The 18,642-nt window shown below is 64.6% G+C and carries 20 protein-coding genes and 2 pseudogenes; 6 read left to right on the top strand and 16 right to left on the bottom strand.

Annotated elements, in window-relative coordinates; all coding sequences use genetic code 11:
• Window positions 1-981: pseudogene (xseA, locus tag NW75_RS10395) on the bottom strand (exodeoxyribonuclease VII large subunit); the annotation flags it as partial.
• On the opposite strand from xseA, the gene purD reads away from it, so the two are divergent.
• A complete protein-coding gene (purD, locus tag NW75_RS10390) occupies window positions 981-2,246 on the top strand; it encodes a phosphoribosylamine--glycine ligase (RefSeq protein ID WP_033965127.1) in 1,266 nt (421 codons plus the stop codon). The pseudogene xseA and the gene purD sit on opposite strands and share 1 nt — an antisense overlap.
• Window positions 2,247-2,284: 38 nt before the next feature.
• Window positions 2,285-2,863: a helix-hairpin-helix domain-containing protein gene (locus NW75_RS10385; RefSeq protein ID WP_033965132.1), complete on the top strand. Its 579-nt coding sequence runs from the start codon at window positions 2,285-2,287 to the stop codon at window positions 2,861-2,863.
• 21 nt (window positions 2,864-2,884) lie between these two features.
• Here NW75_RS10385 and NW75_RS10380 read toward each other — a convergent pair whose 3' ends face one another.
• Both NW75_RS10380 and NW75_RS10375 read right to left on the bottom strand, forming a co-directional pair.
• Window positions 2,885-3,382 (bottom strand): PIN domain-containing protein, encoded by a 498-nt coding sequence (locus NW75_RS10380; RefSeq protein WP_033965126.1) that lies wholly within the window; start codon window positions 3,380-3,382, stop codon window positions 2,885-2,887.
• Window positions 3,382-3,621 (bottom strand): type II toxin-antitoxin system Phd/YefM family antitoxin, encoded by a 240-nt coding sequence (locus tag NW75_RS10375; protein ID WP_033965125.1) that lies wholly within the window; start codon window positions 3,619-3,621, stop codon window positions 3,382-3,384. Before NW75_RS10375 ends, NW75_RS10380 begins: the two co-directional genes overlap by 1 nt.
• 199 nt (window positions 3,622-3,820) lie before the next feature.
• Here NW75_RS10375 and NW75_RS10370 point away from each other — a divergent pair, with 199 nt between their 5' ends.
• Together NW75_RS10370 and NW75_RS10365 are read left to right on the top strand one after the other, a co-directional pair.
• Window positions 3,821-5,185: a cation:proton antiporter gene (locus NW75_RS10370; RefSeq protein ID WP_033965123.1), complete on the top strand. Its 1,365-nt coding sequence runs from the start codon at window positions 3,821-3,823 to the stop codon at window positions 5,183-5,185.
• Between the two features lie 56 nt (window positions 5,186-5,241).
• The gene (locus NW75_RS10365; RefSeq protein ID WP_033965121.1) at window positions 5,242-6,450 is read left to right on the top strand and encodes an alginate export family protein; all 1,209 of its coding nucleotides are present in this window, start codon (window positions 5,242-5,244) and stop codon (window positions 6,448-6,450) included.
• On the opposite strand, the gene NW75_RS10360 is transcribed toward NW75_RS10365, so the two are convergent.
• From NW75_RS10360 to NW75_RS10350, 4 genes and pseudogenes are all read right to left on the bottom strand, one after another.
• Complete coding sequence (locus tag NW75_RS10360) at window positions 6,447-7,976, bottom strand: tryptophan halogenase family protein (protein ID WP_033965119.1); 1,530 nt, start codon at window positions 7,974-7,976, stop codon at window positions 6,447-6,449. The two genes, NW75_RS10365 and NW75_RS10360, sit on opposite strands and share 4 nt — an antisense overlap.
• Window positions 7,977-8,080: 104 nt before the next feature.
• Window positions 8,081-8,924 (bottom strand): annotated as a pseudogene (locus NW75_RS10355) (alpha/beta fold hydrolase).
• 235 nt (window positions 8,925-9,159) lie between these two features.
• On the bottom strand, window positions 9,160-9,354 hold the full coding sequence (locus NW75_RS26360) for a LuxR C-terminal-related transcriptional regulator (protein ID WP_231565118.1): 195 nt from the start codon (window positions 9,352-9,354) through the stop codon (window positions 9,160-9,162).
• 20 nt (window positions 9,355-9,374) lie between these two features.
• Window positions 9,375-9,818, bottom strand: coding sequence for a response regulator transcription factor (locus NW75_RS10350; RefSeq protein ID WP_231565117.1), 444 nt, complete (start codon window positions 9,816-9,818; stop codon window positions 9,375-9,377).
• Between the two features lie 264 nt (window positions 9,819-10,082).
• Between NW75_RS10350 and NW75_RS10345 the strand changes: the two genes are divergently transcribed.
• Window positions 10,083-10,742: a sensor histidine kinase gene (locus NW75_RS10345; RefSeq protein WP_052192355.1), complete on the top strand. Its 660-nt coding sequence runs from the start codon at window positions 10,083-10,085 to the stop codon at window positions 10,740-10,742.
• An 86-nt stretch (window positions 10,743-10,828) separates the two neighbouring features.
• Here the strand turns inward: NW75_RS10345 and NW75_RS10340 are convergent, their stop codons facing one another.
• The 9 genes from NW75_RS10340 to NW75_RS22890 form a co-directional block, all read right to left on the bottom strand.
• The gene (locus NW75_RS10340; protein ID WP_033965117.1) at window positions 10,829-11,188 is read right to left on the bottom strand and encodes an HdeA/HdeB family chaperone; all 360 of its coding nucleotides are present in this window, start codon (window positions 11,186-11,188) and stop codon (window positions 10,829-10,831) included.
• A gap of 217 nt (window positions 11,189-11,405) precedes the next feature.
• Entirely contained in the window at window positions 11,406-11,777 is a 372-nt protein-coding gene (locus NW75_RS28230; protein ID WP_081988724.1) for a response regulator, read from the bottom strand.
• A 75-nt stretch (window positions 11,778-11,852) separates the two neighbouring features.
• Complete coding sequence (locus NW75_RS10335) at window positions 11,853-12,512, bottom strand: response regulator transcription factor (protein WP_033965115.1); 660 nt, start codon at window positions 12,510-12,512, stop codon at window positions 11,853-11,855.
• Window positions 12,513-12,659: 147 nt separating this feature from the next.
• Complete coding sequence (locus NW75_RS10330; RefSeq protein WP_033965113.1) at window positions 12,660-12,839, bottom strand: hypothetical protein; 180 nt, start codon at window positions 12,837-12,839, stop codon at window positions 12,660-12,662.
• A gap of 113 nt (window positions 12,840-12,952) precedes the next feature.
• Window positions 12,953-14,224, bottom strand: a complete 1,272-nt coding sequence (locus NW75_RS26355) for a TonB-dependent receptor domain-containing protein (RefSeq protein ID WP_231565120.1) — start codon at window positions 14,222-14,224, stop codon at window positions 12,953-12,955.
• A gap of 22 nt (window positions 14,225-14,246) precedes the next feature.
• Window positions 14,247-14,939 (bottom strand): TonB-dependent receptor plug domain-containing protein, encoded by a 693-nt coding sequence (locus tag NW75_RS26350; protein ID WP_231565116.1) that lies wholly within the window; start codon window positions 14,937-14,939, stop codon window positions 14,247-14,249.
• A 431-nt stretch (window positions 14,940-15,370) separates the two neighbouring features.
• Window positions 15,371-16,321 (bottom strand): FecR family protein, encoded by a 951-nt coding sequence (locus NW75_RS10320; RefSeq protein ID WP_033965111.1) that lies wholly within the window; start codon window positions 16,319-16,321, stop codon window positions 15,371-15,373.
• 33 nt (window positions 16,322-16,354) lie between these two features.
• Window positions 16,355-16,870 (bottom strand): RNA polymerase sigma factor, encoded by a 516-nt coding sequence (locus NW75_RS10315; RefSeq protein ID WP_033965109.1) that lies wholly within the window; start codon window positions 16,868-16,870, stop codon window positions 16,355-16,357.
• Window positions 16,871-17,052: 182 nt separating this feature from the next.
• Entirely contained in the window at window positions 17,053-17,688 is a 636-nt protein-coding gene (locus NW75_RS22890) for a M23 family metallopeptidase (RefSeq protein ID WP_052192353.1), read from the bottom strand.
• Window positions 17,689-17,825: 137 nt separating this feature from the next.
• Between NW75_RS22890 and NW75_RS10305 the strand changes: the two genes are divergently transcribed.
• On the top strand, window positions 17,826-18,638 hold the full coding sequence (locus NW75_RS10305) for an aldolase/citrate lyase family protein (protein WP_231565115.1): 813 nt from the start codon (window positions 17,826-17,828) through the stop codon (window positions 18,636-18,638).
• Window positions 18,639-18,642 lie beyond the last annotated feature (4 nt).

Genomic DNA, 18,642 nt, shown 5'->3' with positions numbered 1-18,642 from the left:
GTCGCGGCAGCACGCGCACCAATGCGGTCAACTGCTCGCGTCCGCGATCGGCATAGCGCCGCGCGCATTTCTCGGTGCGGGTGCCATAGCCCGCCAGCGTCAAACGCAGATCGGCGAGTACCGGCACCGCCATCTCGGCCGCCGCCGTGGGCGTCGCGCGCGCAGATCGGCGGCGAAATCGGCGAGCGTGGTGTCGGTTTCGTGCCCCACCGCCGAGATGATCGGGATGCTGCACGCCGCAATCGCGCGCACCACCACTTCCTCGTTGAACGACCACAGATCCTCGATCGAGCCACCGCCGCGCGCGACGATGACGAGGTCGGGCCGCGTCTCGGGCGGCATCGCATCAAAGCCGCGCACGGCGGCGGCGACTTCCTCGGCCGATCCCGCCCCCTGCACCTTGACCGGCCATACCAGCACATGCGTCGGGCAGCGATCCTCGAGCCGGTGGAGAATGTCACGGATGACGGCACCCGTCGGCGAAGTGACGACGCCGATCCGGCGCGGCAGGTACGGCAGGCGCTTTTTGGCGGAGGCAGCGAACAGCCCCTCGCCTGCCAATTTGGCCTTCAATTTCTCGAGCAGCGCCATCAGCGCGCCCTCGCCCGCCAGCTCCATGCGATCGATCACGATCTGATATTTGGAGCGGCCGGGATAGGTGGTGACCTTGCCGGTCGCGATCACCTCGGCCCCGTCCTGCGGGGTGAAGCCCAATTGCGCGACATTGCCCTTCCAGATCACGCCGTCGATCACGGCGCTGTCGTCCTTGAGGCTGAGATAGGCATGGCCCGAGGCGACGCGCTTATAGCCCGAAATCTCGCCGCGCAGCCGGACGAAGCCGAATTCGCTTTCGACCACGCGCTTGAGCTTGCCGGCCAGCTCCCCTACCGAAATCGGCGCGGCGTTGTCCCCTGCGACCGGCTCGTCTAGGAGCGCATGGACGCCCTCTCGCCGGGCAATCTCTAGAAAAGGGTCCGCCATTGAATGTCCTGTTGATCGGCTCGGGTGGTCGCGAACATGCGCTGGCATGGAAGCTCGCGCAATCACCGCGCCTCGGTACACTGTTCGCCGCACCCGGCAATCCGGGCATTGCAGCGCATGCCGAAATCGCAGGGCTGGATGTGACCGACCACGGCGCCGTCATCGCCTTCGCCCAGGGAAAAGCGATTGAACTGGTCGTGATCGGCCCGGAAGCGCCGCTGGTCGATGGCCTGGGCGACAGCTTGCGCGCCGCCGGGATCGCGGTGTTCGGGCCGAACAAGGCTGCCGCGCAACTGGAAGGATCGAAGGCCTTTACCAAGGCGCTGTGCGACCGCGCTGGCATCCCGACCGCAGGCTATGTCCATGCGACGAGCCGCGCCGAGGCGCGCTTTGCCCTCGATCGCTTCGGCGTGCCGGTGGTGGTCAAGGCCGATGGTCTCGCCGCCGGCAAGGGCGTGACCGTGGCGACCACGCGCGAGGAAGCAGAGGCAGCGCTGGCCGATCTGTTCGGCGCGCGCGGCGGCGAAGCGGTGATCGAGGAGTTTCTGGAGGGCGAGGAAGCCAGCCTGTTCGTGCTGACCGACGGCAAGGACATCCTGTCCTTCGGCTCGGCGCAGGACCACAAGCGCGTCGGCGAGGGCGACACCGGCCCCAATACCGGCGGCATGGGTGCGTATAGCCCGGCGCGGGTGCTGACCCCCGAATTGGAACAGCGCGCGATCGACGAGATCGTCCGCCCGACCGTGGCCGCGCTGGCGGAAGCGGGCACACCCTTCTCCGGCGTACTCTATGCCGGGCTGATGCTGACCGCAGATGGCCCCAAGCTGATCGAATATAATGCGCGCTTCGGCGACCCCGAATGCCAGGTGCTGATGGCGCGGCTCGACGAGGATCTGCTGGAGGTGCTGCTGGCGGTGGCCAACGGAACGCTCGGGCAGCGCGGGGCCGCCAAATGGGTCGAGCAGACTGCGCTGACGGTGGTGCTCGCCGCCAATGGCTATCCCGGCACGCCCGAGAGTGGCGGGCGGATCGACGGCATCGCCGAGGCCGAAGCGACCGGCGCGACGGTGTTCCAGGCGGGAACGCGGCTGCAGGACGGGCACATCGTCGCCAGCGGCGGGCGCGTACTGGCGGTCACCGCGCTGGGGGCCGACATTGCCGAGGCGCAGGCCGCCGCTTACCGCGCGGTCGATGCGATTGCCTTTCCCTCGGGCTTTCACCGCCGCGACATCGGTTGGCGTGAGATTGCACGCGACGCGCGCTGACCGGTTGCGCTAACCTTCCGAAAACACAGGAGACCATGATGGCTAGCGGCCCGCAAAACCCGAACCAGGCGATCGACGTGATGGGACCGATCACCACCGTTCATATCGTCCTGATGGCGGCGCTGGCGATTGCGGCGGTCCTCGCCATCTGGTGGGGGACGGTGTTGCGCCGCCGCCGGGCGGAGGCAGAAACCCAAGTCGACGAAGACTTCGCGATCGCCGAGGAACATGGCGCAACCACGCCCGCCACCGTGCAAGGTATGGACGAAACGCCGTTGCCCGACCCCGCTTCGTCGCCCGAAGCCGTCGCCCCGCCGGTGCCCGCTCAGCCTCCGGTGCCCGCGCCGACACCAAGCGCGCCCACTCCACCGGTCGCCACCAACCTCGTCCAAATCAAGGGGCTGGGTCCGAAACTTGCCGCCGCACTTGGCGAACACGGCATCACCAGCGTCGAACAGATCGCCGCGCTAAGCCCGTCCGCCGCCGCTGACCTGGACGCAAAGCTCGGCACCTTCAAAGGCCGCATGACGCGCGACCGCTGGGTTGAACAGGCAAAGCTGTTAAACGCTGGCGACCGCGCGGGCTATGAGGCGGCATTCGGAAAATTGGGCGGCTGACCCGACCGCATCCGCTGGCAATCACGATCGTACGAACAGATTCCGCAGCCAGACCGCCCCGTCACGCCCGGCGGTGCGCCAATCGGCGTCCTCCGCCACCTCCTCGGCTCGATAACCGGTCGGATCGAACAGCTTGACCCGCGCAGTCTTGAAGGCGGCGGTATTGCGGGTCACCAGCGTCAGTCCATGTTCGAGCGCGGTCGCCACAAGCAAGGCGTCGCGCATATCCGCCAATGTTACCTGACCGCGCCGTTGCGCCACCGCAGTGTCGATGGGCAGGATATTGCCGTCAAAGGCGGGAATCACCCGATCGTCAATCCAGCGGCGCAGCGCCGCACCCGCAGCCTTGTCGCGCCGCGCAGCCTGGGTCGCCGCGGCCTCCAACTCGATCACGGTCAGCGCCGACACGAACAAGCGCTCGCGCGCGACCTCCCCGGCCCAAAGCGCAAGGCCCTGCTCGGTGTCCGGGCTTCGCGCACGGCGAAGATCGAAGACGATCGGCGTGTCGAGGAGAAACATTAGGAGACCTCCCGCGCGGCCCAGCGCCCCGGCGGTGGCAGCTCGTCGTCAGAGGCTCCCGGCATGGCGAGAAGATCGACGATCGAGTCGCACTGCCCGCTCATCTGGCGAAACGTTTGGAAGCTCATCAACACATGTGTCGGGCGTCCGCGGTCGGTTATGAACACCGGTTCGGTACGGGCCAAGCGCTTTGCCGCGCTGACATCCTGGTTGAACTCCCGGCTTCCGATGACCTTCATATGTGCCTATGTCGCTATTTTGAGCATGCTATTATGTAGCGATGTTACTACATTGTTGACCCCGCGCAACACAAGGCACGATGTGGCGGAAAAAAACGCGGCGTCGACCCGCTACGGTGTTGCACACATCGGAATAAGCGCGCTTTTCTAAACGTCGCGACGGCGGGGACGCAGCTGCGCGAGACGATGGGGAGAGTGCATGTTTGAACTGTTGACCAGCGCGTGGCACGCGCTGACGGGGGTCCTAGGTCCGCACGGTCCGGCGGTGAATGCCGCAAAGAGCTATGTACCTGGCGACTTCAGCATCCACTTTTTCCTGCAGCTCGCCGTCATCATTTTCACCTGTCGCGTGGTCGGATGGCTGGGCAAGAAACTGCTGCACCAGCCGCAAGTCGTCGGTGAAATGATCGCCGGCGTGATCCTTGGGCCTTCGCTGTTCGGGCTGCTTCTTCCCGATCTGCAGCTCACTGTCTTCCCCAAGGAAACGCGCAACGTGTTGTACGTGGGCGCACAGCTGGGCGTCGGCCTGTATATGTTCATCGTCGGGCTGACGCTGAACCTTGATCACTTCAAATCCAAGGCGCGCAGCGCGGCAATGGTATCGGGGGCGGGAATCGCGGCACCGTTCCTGTTTGCAGTGCTGATCACGCCCTTCCTGTTGACCGTCCCCGGCCTGTTCGCGCCGGGCATCGACCGGGCGAGCGCGACCCTGTTCATGGGCGCGTGCATCGCGCTGACGGCGTTTCCAATGCTGGCGCGGATCATCAACGAGCGCGGGCTCGCCAACTCGTCCCTGGGAACCTTGTCGCTGACGGCCGGTGCCTTTGACGATGCCGCATCGTGGTGCGTGCTGGCGATCGTGCTGGCCACCTTCGGCGCGGGGGCCGGGGTGGCGGTGCTCGCGATCGGCGGTGCGGTGCTCTACACCGCCTTCATGCTGGGGTTCGGGCGGCGCTTGCTCGCCCCGCTCGGCCGCATTGTCGAGCGAGAGGGCGCGATGAGCAGCGAGATGCTGGCGATGGCCATGCTGCTCTTCTGCCTGTCGGCCTTCGTGATGGATGCGATCGGGATCCATGCCATTTTCGGCGGCTTCCTGATGGGCGTGTGCATGCCGCGCGGGCTGTTCGTCGAGGAGCTGAAGCGCAAGGTGGAGCCGCTTGCGGTGGTGCTGCTGTTGCCCATGTTCTTTACCTATTCCGGGCTCAACACGCGCCTGGACATGGTCAACTCCGCCACGCTGCTGGTCATCGCGCTGGGCATCCTCATCGTATCGATCCTCGCGAAATTCGGGGCATGTTACGCGGCCGCGCGTTTGTCGGGCGAGGACAATCGTACGGCGCTCGGCATTGGGGCCTTGATGAATTCGCGCGGGCTGATGGAACTGATCATCATCAATATCGGCCTTCAAAAGGGCATTATCGGGCCGACGCTGTTCTCGATGCTGGTGCTGATGGCGATCGTCACGACCGTCATGGCCACGCCGTTGTTCGAGGCGGTCTATGGCCGCAAAGCACGCGCACGCGGCGAACTGGGCGCGCTCGACGCACCGCTTGCAACCATCTGATCCTGCGCCTCGCCGCCAAGGCGGTGGGGCCAAAGCTTTTCTTTTCGGAGAACGCCATGAAGACCGCGCTTGCGATAGCGGCCGGCCTGTCGTTGGGGGGTGTCGCCCATGCCCAGGAGGTTACGGTTACCCCCAGCGCCGACGTGCGCCTGCGCTACGAGCATATCGACCAGGATGGATTGCCCCGCGATGCCGATGCGGTGACGCTGCGCATACGCCCCGGTGTCACCGCCAGCTGGAACGGCTGGTCCGCCCTCGTCGAGGGCGAGGGCGTGCTGGCGCTGGCCGACGGCTACAATGACGGATTGAACGGCAAGACGCTCTACCCGCTGGTGGCCGATCCGGAGAATATCGAGCTCAACCGCGCGCAATTGCGCTATGCGGGCAAGGATGGCCTGGCGCTGACGACGGGACGGCAACGCCTCGCCTTTGTCGACGAACGCTTCGTCGGGTCAGCCGGATGGCGGCAAAGCGAGCAGACCTTCGATGCCGCACGCTTCCAATGGGGCAAGGCGACCGGACTCACCGCGGACCTCGCCTATAGCTGGAACGTGCAGACCGTGAACGGTAGCAACGGGACGGGCGCGCGGCCGCGCTACATCGGCGGCAACAACCTCTTCGCGGTACTTGGCTATGCGACCGGCATCGGCACAGTCAGCGGCTTCGCCTATCTCGTCGATCAGGATGCCAGCGCCGTGCAGGGCTTTCGCCTGTCGAGCCAGATCTATGGCGTGCGCTTTGCCGGCAAGGCTGCGCTCACCCGCGACATCTCGCTTGGCTATAGTGCGAGCTGGGCGCGGCAAAGCAACTGGCATCGCAACCCCAATCGTTATGCCGCGAGCTATTGGCTGGGCGAAGCGACGCTCGGCATAAAGGCGTTCACCGCAACGATCGGCTATGAGGTGCTGGGCGCGGACAAGGGTATCGCGCTGACCAGCGTACAAACGCCACTCGCCTCCTTCTTCAAGTTCAACGGTTGGGCCAGCAAGTTCGCGACCACGCCGCCAAACGGCCTGCGCGACGGTTATGGGACGATCGGCTATGGCTGGAAAAACATCGGCCCGCTCGACGCCATCACTCTGGGCGCGACCTGGCACCGTTTTGCCAGCGACCGGCTCGATCAGCATTATGGCGACGAGCTCGACCTGATCGCTTCGGCCCGGCGCAAACACTACACGCTGTCGGCACGCTTTGCGCGCTATCGCGCAACAAGCTTCGCGACCGATACCGACAAAGCGTGGCTGCAGATCGACTGGAACCTTTAGCGAAGCATCAGACCGGCATTGATATCGTGCAGCAGCGCGCGGTTGGTCGGCAAATCGGCAACCGCGCGCTCGCCAAAGCTGCGGATGCGCGCGAACATCTTTTCCGCAACCGCCCCGTCCGGAAAATCCCCCCGGCCCGCCGCAAGATCGGTCGGGAAGTCCATGCCGTACAGGATGTACTGATAGTTGAAATAGGCGAAGCTTTCGACATCGATCAGGAAATCGAAGCGGTTGGGCGGGCGGTGCCGCCATTGGTCCAGCAGATCGCGCAGCGCCTCGGGGATCGAGTCCGGGGCGATATTGTCGCGCCAGAACGGCTCCTCGCGTCGGCTGAGACAATAATGCAGCTTCAAAAAGGTGATAATCCGGTCATAGCGCGCCGCCATCAGCGCATTGAAACGCCGCGCGGGCGCATCGATCGGCCCGGTATGGGGAAACAGTTCGGCGATCATCGCCACCGCCGCCTCGACCAGCACCACGCCGGTCGATTCGAGCGGCTCCAGAAAGCCCCCCGACAGGCCCACCGCGACGCAATTCCCAATCCATTGCTGCGTGCGATAGCCCGATTCAAACGGGATGGTGCGCGCAGTAAAGCGATCGTGACCGATATAGCGCTGCAACATCTCCGCGGCGCGATCGTCGGTCATATGCGCCGAGGAATAGACGCACCCGATGCCGCGCGCACCCTCCAGCGCGATATCCCATGTCCACCCCGCCGGATGCGCTGTCGCGATCGTGAAACTCTCGATCGGCGCATCGGCACGATCGTAACCGATCTTGCAGGCGAGCGCGCGATCGGTGAACAATTGGTCCCGCACCGACTTGAACGGCGCGCCCAGCGCCTTGCCGATCAACTCGGCGCGGAAGCCCGAACAGTCGATATAAAGATCGGCTTCCAACGCGCCATGCTCGCGCGTCGCGACATGGGCGATGCTGCCATCCTCGGCCAGCGCGACGTCGGTCAGCAACCCTTTGAGGTGCCGCACCCCAAGTTCGACCGCGCGGTGTTCGATGATCTCAACGAATTTGCCCGCATCGAAATGATAGGCATAGTTGAGCGGCCCGGAGAACGCGCCTTCATCGGCCCGCTTGGGCGCACGGCCGCTTTCGGCGACGCGATTCTGGATCGTCATGGCTTCGGCAAAGGGCGCGCGCTTCGCCGCGTCCTGCAACAGCCAATAGGGAACCAGGCTGGTGCGCTCGGTATGGAACGGCGCTTCGAACGGATGCAGGTAACGATGTCGCCGCCCGTCGGCGGTCGGCGCGTGCAGCCAGTCGTCGAAACGGATACCCTGTTTGAAGGTGCCCGATGTCTCGCGCAAAAAGTGCGCTTCATCGATGCCAAGGAACTGCAGCGTCGCGCGGATTGTGGGAAACGCGCCTTCGCCGACCCCGATGATCCCGATGTCGGGCGATTCCAGCAGCGTGATCTCGATCCGCCCATCGAAGAAGCGAGCGAGATAGGCGGCGGCAAGGCATCCGGCCGTGCCGCCCCCCACTACCAGGATCTTTCGCTTGGCAGGCATTCCTTTCCGCTAGCGCATCGCGGCCCCAGCGGGAACACCAAACCGGCAATTGGAGACAATACCCGGTCGATCATTCCCGATGGCGCGTGCGATGGCCGGGAAGGTCAGCCCTTTACGAAGGCAAGCAGATCCGGATTGATCACATCGGCATGCGTGGTCAACATGCCGTGCGGATAGCCGGGATAAATTTTGAGCGTCCCGTGCTGCACCAGCTTGGCCTGCAGCAAAGAGGCATCCTTATAGGGCACGACCTGATCGTCATCGCCCTGCAGGATGAGCGTGGGCACCGACATCGCCTTGAGATCGTCGGTCTGGTCGGTTTCCGAAAAACGCCTTGATGCCTTCATATTGGGCCAGTGCGCCGCCCATCATGCCTTGCCGCCACCAATTGTCGATCACTGCCTGCGAGACCTTCGCGCCCGGACGGTTGAAGCCGTAGAACGGGCCCGACGCGACATCGAGATAGAATTGCGCACGTCCCGCCGCGAGTGCCGCGCGGTAACCGTCGAACACCGAAATCGGCGTGCCGCCCGGATTGCCCGGCGTCTTGAGCATCAGCGGGGGCACCGAGCTGACCAGCACCGCCTTGGCGACGCGCCCCTGCGGCTCACCATAGCGCGCCACATAGCGTGCCACTTCGCCGCCACCCGTCGAATGGCCGATGTGCACCGCATTGCGCAAATCGAGATGCTCGACCACTGCCGATGCGTCTGCGGCGTAATGATCCATGTCATTGCCGGTCGACACCTGGGTGGAACGGCCGTGGCCACGCCGATCATGCGCGACGACACGATAGCCGTTGAGCAGGAAGAACAGCATCTGCGTGTCCCAATCGTCCGCCGACAACGGCCAGCCATGATGGAAGACGATCGGCTGGGCATCGCGCGGGCCCCAGTCTTTGAAGAAAATCTCGGTACCGTCTTTGGTCTTCACAAAACCACTGCTCATGATCGTATCTCCGTGAGGCTGGGGGAAATGAGATTGCGCGAAGCCTGCCGAGGGCAGCAGCGTCGCCGCTGCAACCCCGCCTAACCCCATCACGACGGTGCGGCGGGATGGTTCGACAGTTGGGAATGGCATGCGTCGCGCCTCCGGGCTGAAGCTGGATTGCTTCTCGAGAAACGGGCTAGCCCCGACCGCCGGGCGGGCAAATTATACGATAGTTGCGGTCCCCGGCGGGCCGTCAGGCGTAAGCGGCGAACCTGGCGGCGGTGACTTCGCGAGCACCCAGCCCTTCTGCCATCCGGACAAGGTCGGCGAGCGACTGCGCCCGCATCTTGCGCATCATATTGCCGCGATGGATCTTGACCGTGATTTCGCTGACCGACAGGCGACCGGCAACCTGCTTATTGAGCAGACCCGCCGTGACGAGGCTCATCACCTCGCGTTCCCGCGGCGTCAGCGTATCGTACAGGCGACGAACGTCCTCCGCCTCGCAACGCGCCGCGCGCGCGCGCGATCGATCACGACGGCCTCATCGATCGCCGCAAGAATGTCGTCATCGTTGCAGGGCTTTGTCAGAAAGTTGACGGCCCCCGCTTTCATCCCGCGAACCGTCATCTGGATGTCGCCGTGCCCGGTCATCAAAATCACCGGCACATGCAACTGACGCCCCAGCAGCTCCTGCTGAAAATCGAGACCGTTCAAGCCGTTCAGACGGATGTCCAGCAGCAGGCATGCCGCCTCCTCCGCTCGCCCGCACCCGAGATATTGGTCCGGCGACTCAAAGGCACACACGCTAAAGCCAACCGAGCGTAGCAAGCTGTCGATAGCGGCGCGCACAGCACTGTCGTCATCGATAACGCAGATCAGGCCTGACGGCGTTTTGGCCAAGTCGCTCACCATGCGTCTCCCCTTCGTCTCAACGATCGCCCGACCGAGCCATCGCCCCGCCGACCGGAGCCAGACCCTATTCCACCGACGGATATGCGCTAGCCATCTCTGCAGGTGCCGACCCCAGACTTCCGTATGATGGACCGGGCCCTGGCGCACGTCCTGTCGGTCCTTACAAAAGCGTCTGGATGCGGCCTAAACGTCCGTATGATGGCGCATGCTCGGCAAACGGAGGATCAGGTCTCATCACCGTTTGAAGAGAGCACTCCGCCAATGACCCCTGTGCCGACTCTCACGCTGAACACCCCCTCGGCGTTCACCGTGCTTCCGCCTGCCGCCAAGCGGACCGTTGCGGACGAATCCCATCACCGGATCGCCAACAATCTGCAACTGCTCGCGGCAATGGTGTCGATCGAGGCACGCCGCGTGGCGGATCCCCTGGCGCTCGCGGCGCTCACCATGACTCAGCGCCGCATTGCGGCCATCGCGGGGGTGCACCGGCACCTCTATCAGGCCGGCGATCCGCTCGCAGTCGATCTGGCCGCGTATTTGCAGTCACTGGGCGAGGATCTTCAGCAGTGCTGCGCCGATCCGGCGGCGGGGCGCAATATCGTCGTCAGTGTCGAACCGGTTACGGTCTCGTCCGACGACGCGACCGCGCTGGGCATTCTGGTGTCCGAGCTGGTCGGCAACGCCTGCAAATATGCCTATCAGCCGGGGCAGCCGGGCGACGTATGGATTACGTTATCCGCGATGCCTTTCGGGGGATATCGCCTCGATGTGTCCGATCGGGGGCGCGGCATCGTCGCGGGGGCCGCACCTCAAGGGACCGGCTTTGGTGCGCGGCTGATTGAGATGATGGCAACCCGGCTTAACGCCTCTTACGCGTGGCATGACGCCGCGCCCGGCACACTCTTTTCGCTGTTCGTCTAGCTCTTGCGCCAACGGCACCGAGCCCAGAAAGCGCGATCCCGCGCACACGAAAGGGGCGGACCAGCAACGCTGATCCGCCCTTGGCCTTACCGCTGATACAATACAGTGCTGACCGTATCGCGCAGCGCACCGTGACGGCGCGACTTGCACGTGCTGACCACGACCGGCACGATTTTTTCAACCCCCGTAACGTCGATGACCTTGACCTTGGGATCACGCCCCTTGTTCAGACCGATGGCGTAGGAAACCGCTTGCGGCTTGAACTTGTCAGCCAGACTGAGAAAGTCCTCGCATGAGACTTCTTCGCCACCCTTGCGCGTGTTGACGAATTGATTGGTGGTGACGACGCCATTCTTGACAGAAACGGGCTTGGCGCTCTGCGCGGAGACTGGACCAGCAAGAGCAACCGCAAGGAGGCTGGTGAAAAGAAGTGTTGGCTTGAGCATGGGCGGACCTTTCTGATCGTGTTCGCAAGCGAACGCACGAGGTGAACATCGAAAGACCGCGATCCGGACAACAAGTACTGCATCGGCTATCCGGTCGCGATCATCGCCTATTTAGGTCGGCCCGACTGCCCGTTTGATCATACCTAGATATGGGTTTCGGCTTTAGCTCTACGTCGGTCTGCAATTCGTCGGAACTGCAGCCGCGTGCGCCGCTCAATCAAGCGGACCAAGCACATCGGCGAGATAGCCGGCAAGGACTTCGGCTGCACCCGGCTTTTCCAAAAAGACACGCGATACCACCCCTTCCCGCGCGATCCTTGATTTGCTCCGTGGGATAGGCGGTCATCAGGATGAAAGGAACAGTGCTGCCATTCGCGTGAAGTGTCTCATGCAGTTCCACACCCGACATACCCGGCATATGCAGGTCCGAAACGATGCAGCCCAGCTCCGCAGGTGGCGAATCCAGAAACGCGAGCGCCGAAGGAAACTCCGCCACCTCCAGCCCGAGCGACCGCACCAAGCTGACGGTTGCCAAACGCACGAGCTCGTCGTCTTCAACTATGGCAACCGTCCGCGCTCTGTCCTGCATCAACTTTCCCGGTCGGAGCGATGCCGACGCACGAACTTTAGAAGCGGTTGTTCAAAGCGGAAACCATACGAAGGTCTAGGCAGAAGAGGTACGCCCCTCGGCAAGCGCGGCTGCGCGAACCAGATCCGCGATCGTGCGAACCCCCATCTTCTTCATCATCGAGCCGCGGTGCATCTTGACCGTGATTTCGCTGAGGCCCAGCTGGCCGGCAATCTGCTTGTTCATCAACCCGGCAACCACGAGTCCCATTACCTCCGTTTCGCGGTGGGTTAGCGTGGCGTAACGCTGGCCTGCCGCATGAAGCGCATTTTCGGCGGCCAGCCGTTTACGATCCCGCTCCAGCGCAGCTTCGACCGCGTCGAGAATGTCCTGATCGCGAAATGGCTTGGCGAGGAAGTCCACCGCCCCAGCCTTCATCGCGCGAACGCTCATCGCGATGTCGCCATAGCCGGTGATAAAGATGATCGGCGCGTGATCGCCGCGCTCCGCCAGCTTCGCCTGAATTTCCATGCCGTTCATGCGCGGCAGGCGAATATCCACGACGAGGCAGGTGGGACCGGCGGGACGTGGATGTTCGAAGAGCGCCTGGGCGGAGTCGAAAAGCAGGGTTTGCAGCCCGATCGAACGAAACAGGGAGTCCATCGCCGCGCGCACCATCGAATCATCGTCGACGACGATGACCGTTGGGGCGGTTGCCTCATGGGCTCCTGCGCTCGCTCCGGGGTATTGTGACACTCGAACCCTCTCCCGAAGTCGCTTGGCGCGACACGCTCGCCGTCAAGCCGGCCAGACGCGCATCGACGACGCGGTTGCCCGCATGTCCCAAACGAAACCGCCGCGCAAGAATTGCCCGGCGGGGGCGCAAGCGCAACACCTTCCCCGTCAAGCCAGCTCCCGGACCGCAGAGACCTCTACATAGCGGGCAATCTGCGCGCGTGTCACGGCCTGCGCATCTTGCCCCGCCGCCACCGCCCGGTGCCAGGCGACGACCCATTCCAGTGCCTGATGGAGCGTCAGCGACGGTCTCCAGCCGAGCGCGGCAAATATTCCTTGATCAAACATCCCTTGCCACCAAGACAAATCACGAAATCATTCAGCCCTGTGGTAGACGGAGGCACCGGGACGAGCCCGTAATCGGTCCATGGCGAGAACCCGCCTCGCCACCGCAGTGGCGCTCAAAAAGCCAGATCGAATCCCAGGCGGACGCTGCGCGGCTGCAGTGGGGTGATTTCGTCGTGGTCGCGCAGCAGGAACGGCGATCCGTAAGCGAAGCGGTTGCCGCGCATATCGAGCAGATTGGTGACCGCCAGGCTGATCCCGAAACGCGGCGGACCGATGCGAAGCTCGGTCCCGGTGTCCCAATACGCGCCCTGGATCTTTCCCAACACCGTGCCGACGCCGAGCGTCGAATGGCCGATATAGCGAGCGAAGCCCGTCGCTTGGACGGGGGTGCCAGCGACGCGGCGCTCGTAGGTGGCACCGACGCGACCGCTCGCATCGGCCACGTTGGGCAAACGGCTCGAATCGAGATTGGCACCTTCGAGACTGATCAGGAACGGCGAGGAACGGATGACCCGACTGCTATTGAGATAGAGCGAAGCCTCCAGTTCCAGTCCGTCGACTGGTCGCCATTTCGAGGCCATCCCGATCGACAGGATCCGTCCGTCGCCGATGTTCGACGTGGTCGGAAACCCAAAGCCGTCGATCAAATCCGCCTGAATATTGGTCCACCGTGTCCAGGCGATTCCGATGTTGGCGTCCAACCGGTGGGCGCGCCAACGCAATCCTCCTTCCAGCGTACCGAGGCGGTCGGCGTTAAAATGCTGGATGAAGTCCTGCCGCACCGCGATTCCGCCTGGGCGGAAGCCTTGTTGATACCGCGTGAACAGCGTCCAGGCATCGCCAATGCGATAGGCCAGCGCCGCCGACGGCAGAAAGCGCGATTCGCTGCGCGATGCCTCAGCCCCCGGCTCCACCCGCAGCGCCACCGGCTGCACGACGTCCAGCGATTTGCCCGAGAGCCGCGAGGTGGTGGCGCGCCCGCCGAGCGTGACCGTCAGTCGGGGCAGCAGTTTGACGGTACCCTCGCCATAGACCGTCGCTTCCTGAACCATGTTCCGGACGCCCGTCAGCGGCACGCCGGAGGCGGCCGGGCCGGTGTCGACATACATCCGGCGATTGACGGTCGCGGTGTTCCCGAGCAGGCTTAGCCCGACAACCCACCCGGTGCCGTCGCGACCGCGTTGTCCCAGCCGACCCTCAGCTGACACCATCTCGATCTGATTGGTCTGCCCGAAAGCGGCAATAGCGCTGTTTATCGACGGAGCGAGCGCCGGTCGCGCGGGATCGGACAGTTCCTGCCCTTCGAAGATCTCGGCAACCTTCTGCCGAGTATAGCCAAGCGACGCGGTGAAATCGAGCGTGCCCCATTGCTTGCGCGCAACCAGTTCGGCCAGGCCGTAGGTGTTGTCATAAGGTTGCGCGATCGAACTGGCGCGCGTCAGGCCGTTGCCCCCGCGATCGGCATATTGCGCATCGTCTCCATGAATGCTCTGGCCGACCCCGTCGATATCGACGGTCCATCCATCGCCGGGCTCGATCCGAACGCCAAGCCGCCCCCCCAAGCGTCCGCACGCGATTGACGTCCTTCAACCCGCGTTTCACGTCATCGATATATCCGGCATCGGTGGAGGCAAAGAACAGCGCGCGCAGCGCCGCGCGGTCGGGTGCCACGGGCAGGTTCAAGATGGCACCGCCGTCACCTCCCAAGCCGCCATGCTGCACCGCCTGCACGCCGCCCCACGCCTGCCCGCCGAACGCGGTGAGATCGGGCGCGCGCGGCACGACGCGCACGACGCCGCCGAGCGATCCGGCACCGTACAGCGTGCCCTGCGGCCCCTCCAGCACCTCGACCCGCTCGACGTCGTACAGCCGCAAACTCGGGTCGGGCGCGCTGTAGGTGATGCGGCTATTGCCCCAATATTGGCCAACCGTCGCCTGGGTCGGCCCGACGAAGCTCGAATCCGCGATACCGCGGATGAACAGTTTGTTGCGCCCAGGGCCGAGGTGCGTCGATGCGACGCTGGCGACACGCATTTCCAGCAGATCGTTGCCGCGCGCCGCCGCCGCCGCGCTCAGGCTGCGGCCATCGAGGATCTGCACGCCGCCGGGATAGCGCCGAGCGGGATGTCGCGCTTCGACCCCGTCACCACGATATCCTGGGGTTCGGGCTCCGGCTCCGCAGCAGGGCGGGTTGCCGGCGGGTGCGCCGCTGCGGGCATGGCCCGTGGCGCGCGAGGAACTGCGGCGGGAGCCGCCTCGACCAGATAGGTCGCCGATGCGACCCGCCGGGCCTGCAAGCCGGTTTTTTGAGCATGCGAGCGAGCGCTTGTTCTGCCGTCAACCGCCCCTGTACCCGGCGCACGCCGATCGTTCCGAGGCGAGGCTCCCGAAAACCGATGCTGGCACCGGTCTGCAGGCTCAGCGCGCGCACCGCCTGCGCCAGGGGTGCAGAGCGGACATCGACCGCTGCGGCGCGCTCCTGCGCCAATGCTGGTGTCGCCATGCCGATCGCCGCAAGCGGCCAGACCCTGTTACCGATCCGCATCGGCCGCGGCCATCGCCCATCCGTCCTTCCCGCGCGTAAAGCGAACACCCAGCAGCGGTCCGGCGCGGTCGAGCGTGCGCCCGGGAGAATCTGCCAGCATCAAGGTTCCGCTGAATCGCATGCGCCCGGCAATGTCGGGGATACGAATCGGCTCGCCGATATTGCGGCTCAGATCACGCGCAACCCGATCGAGCGACACATCGTCATACTCCAAATGGCCAGTCCGCCAGCCCCCAATGCCGTCGGGGCTGACTTTGCCGAGTCGAGGTTTTGCGGTAGCCGTTGGGCGCGTCAGGTTCGCGCCGGCATCAAGGCGGATGTTGTCCTTGCCGGGCGCGTACACCACCGCCCCTTGCGCCACTGCAACCTCAAGCGCGTCGTGATCATGGACGACGTCGAACACCGTGCCCGCATCGACCAGCCGCGTCCCCCCCGCCGTCACCACAAACGGATCGCGCGCATTGTGGCGGATGGTGAACAGCGCTTCGCCCGCAACCAGCGTCACCGCGCGCGGTTTGCTTGCATCAAAGGTGAGACGTGTACTGGCGTTCAGGATCACGGTTGAGCCATCGGCGAGCGCGAAGGTGCGGTGCTGGCCCGGCCCGGTCGCAATCTCCTGCTTGTGGTCGGCAGGGAAGAGCGTGACCCAGGCACCAACGACCGCCAACGCGGCAGCGGCAGCGGCACCGCCGCCGACCAGCGCCCAGCGCCGATGCGTGCGCGGACGCCCTCCAAGAGCGACCGGCGGTGGCGCACTGCGCAGCACCTCCTCCGCCCAATGGTCGTCGTCGACCGCAGCATCATAGGCCGCAAGATGCGCGGGATCCTGTTCGAGCCATTCGGTGAGGCCGTCCCAATCCGCAAAGGACGCGTCGTGAACCCGGATCACCCAGCGGCGCGCGGTTTCCTCGACCGTTGCAGATTCAGGCGCGTTCATGACCATATCCCCCTAATGACGGAGTGGTAGCGCTCATTCCGCATCCAACTTTACCTTTAGCGCCGCCAAGGCCCGATACGCCTTTTGCAAATCCTTCTCGACCGAGCTCAAACTCACCCCCAACGTCTTTGCAATCGATGCCTGGCTTTCCCCTTCCAGGCGATAGCTCCGAAACACCCGATCGACCCGCGGCCCCAAGGCGGCGAGGACGGCGTCGGCTTCGCGCAACCGCTGCCGCGCGATCAGCACGCGTTCGCCGCCAGGCACATCCTGCGGGGTATCGCCGGTGCTGTGCCAATCCTGCTGTCGCCGCTCGCGGCTGACATTCGAGCGGTGCCGGTCGCGCATCAGGTTCTCGGCCGCGCGAAAGAGATAGGAGATCGGATCGACGACAGGCTGGCTGGTCGACAGCGCGACGCGTTGCCACAAATCCTGCAGCACATCCTCGGCTTCGTCGCCCGCGCCGCGCACCGCCAGAAAGCGCAACAGACGCGCACGCTCGTTGACGATCAGGAGTTGCAGCCCGCTATTGTGCCGTTCTGCATCCATTTCGAGAGCCAAGTTCCATCGCCATGCTGCGCATACGTCCGCCGCCGCGATGGGTTGGCGGCACCGGCACCGTACGACGTCGAGTGGCATCGGCTCTAGAGTGCATGGCCATGCGTTGCCAAGTCCCTGCATGGAACGGGCGGCAATGGGCACGTCCGGTGCTGCATCGGCCAGCGATGAACTTACCGCACCGCCGCCGCCCGATCGCGCGCCCGCGCAAAGGCGGAGATATGCGACGGCGCAGCGGCGGGGGAGGCCGTTCCTTCGCTCTGCGCAACCGCCCCGAACATGCCAAGCGGATCGACGGCCTGCCCGTTCAATCGCACCTCGAAGTGCAGATGACTGCCGGTCGATCGCCCGCTCGATCCCATCAGCGCGATCACGTCCCCGCGTTCGACTCTCTCCCCGTCGTGGACAAGCAGGCGCGACAAATGTCCATAACGGCTTTCGAGATTGCCGGCATGGACGATCTCCACCAGATTGCCATAGCCGCCCGCGACACCGGCAAACCGCACGGTGCCTGCATCGGCAGCGCGCACCGCCGACCCCAAGGCACCCGGTATGTCGATCCCCTTATGCAGCGCGTGTCCCGCGTGAAACGGGTCTTCGCGAACGCCGAAACGCGACGACAGGCGGGGCAAACCGAGGGTCGCCAATGGAGCATTCAGGATCGGCGGGGCCTGTGCTGCCGACCAATCCATCATGCGGTCACGAAAGGCCGCGTCATTGCCGGCGGGAAGGCCGCCACCGGCTTCCGCTGTCGGCATCGGCGCGACGATCAGCAACAGGCACGGGCAAAGCGTCAAGGCGAGCGGCATAGCGCGAAGACGGAGCGCCCGTGCAGAACCCGTAATTGCTGGCCGATCCGCGACCGGGCGAAAAACGCTTTACGGGTTCCCCCGCGAGGCTCCGTCTCTGTCCCGACAACCACCTGCGGATCGAGAGGGAAGCCACCTTGAACATCACCGAACGCGGCATGCTCGACATGCTGAAAAGGGGCCGGGACGAATTTGGCGTGGTCGCGGTCAAGGCCGAATTCGAAGCCGAAGGCACGCGTCCCGACGAGTTTCTTCGCCTGCTGCACCTCACCCGCGCCGCGGGCTTGAAAGTCGCGCTCAAAATCGGCGGCTGCGAGGCGATCTCCGATTTGCTGGCATCGCGCCTGTACGGCGTCGACCACATCATCGCGCCGATGATCGAGACCCCCTATGCGCTCACCAAATATATCGAGGCCAAGCGCAAGACCTATGGCCTTGAGCCCGCGAGCGCCAAGTTCCTGTTCAATCTCGAGACCGATACGACGCTTCGCAACCTGGAGGCGATGCTGCCGCTGGCGGGTGCCGATCTGGATGGCGTGGTGTTCGGCCGGGTGGATTTCACCTTGTCGCGAGGCCTGCCGCGCGGCGCGATCAACGATCGTCAGATCACCGATGCGGTGCTGTCGGTCGCGCGCGCCTGCGCTGCAGCGGATCTGGAACTGGTCGTCGGCGGGTCGGTAGCAGTCGAGGCCGGGCCTGCGCTGCGCGAAATCCGCAAGGTTCGGCTCGACCGGTTCGAAACGCGCAAGGTCGTGTTCGATGGTGCCACCGCCGAGCATCCGCGCTTCGAAGCCGCGATTGCCAATGCCGTGGCGTTCGAGCTCGCCTGGCTGGAGAACAAGCGCGACTATTATGCGACGATTGCGGACGAAGACCTCGCCCGCTTGCGGATGATGCGGGAGCGTAGCGCCCGCGCGTCGTTCGATCAAAAGACCAGCGTGGCGGCCTGATCTG

Origin of the sequence: Sphingomonas sp. Ant H11 (genome assembly GCF_000797515.1) — a bacterium.
Taxonomy (GTDB): Bacteria; Pseudomonadota; Alphaproteobacteria; order Sphingomonadales; family Sphingomonadaceae; genus Sphingomonas.
Note: the sequence above shows the minus strand (reverse complement) of the source record. Positions and strands in the feature narration are given on the sequence as shown.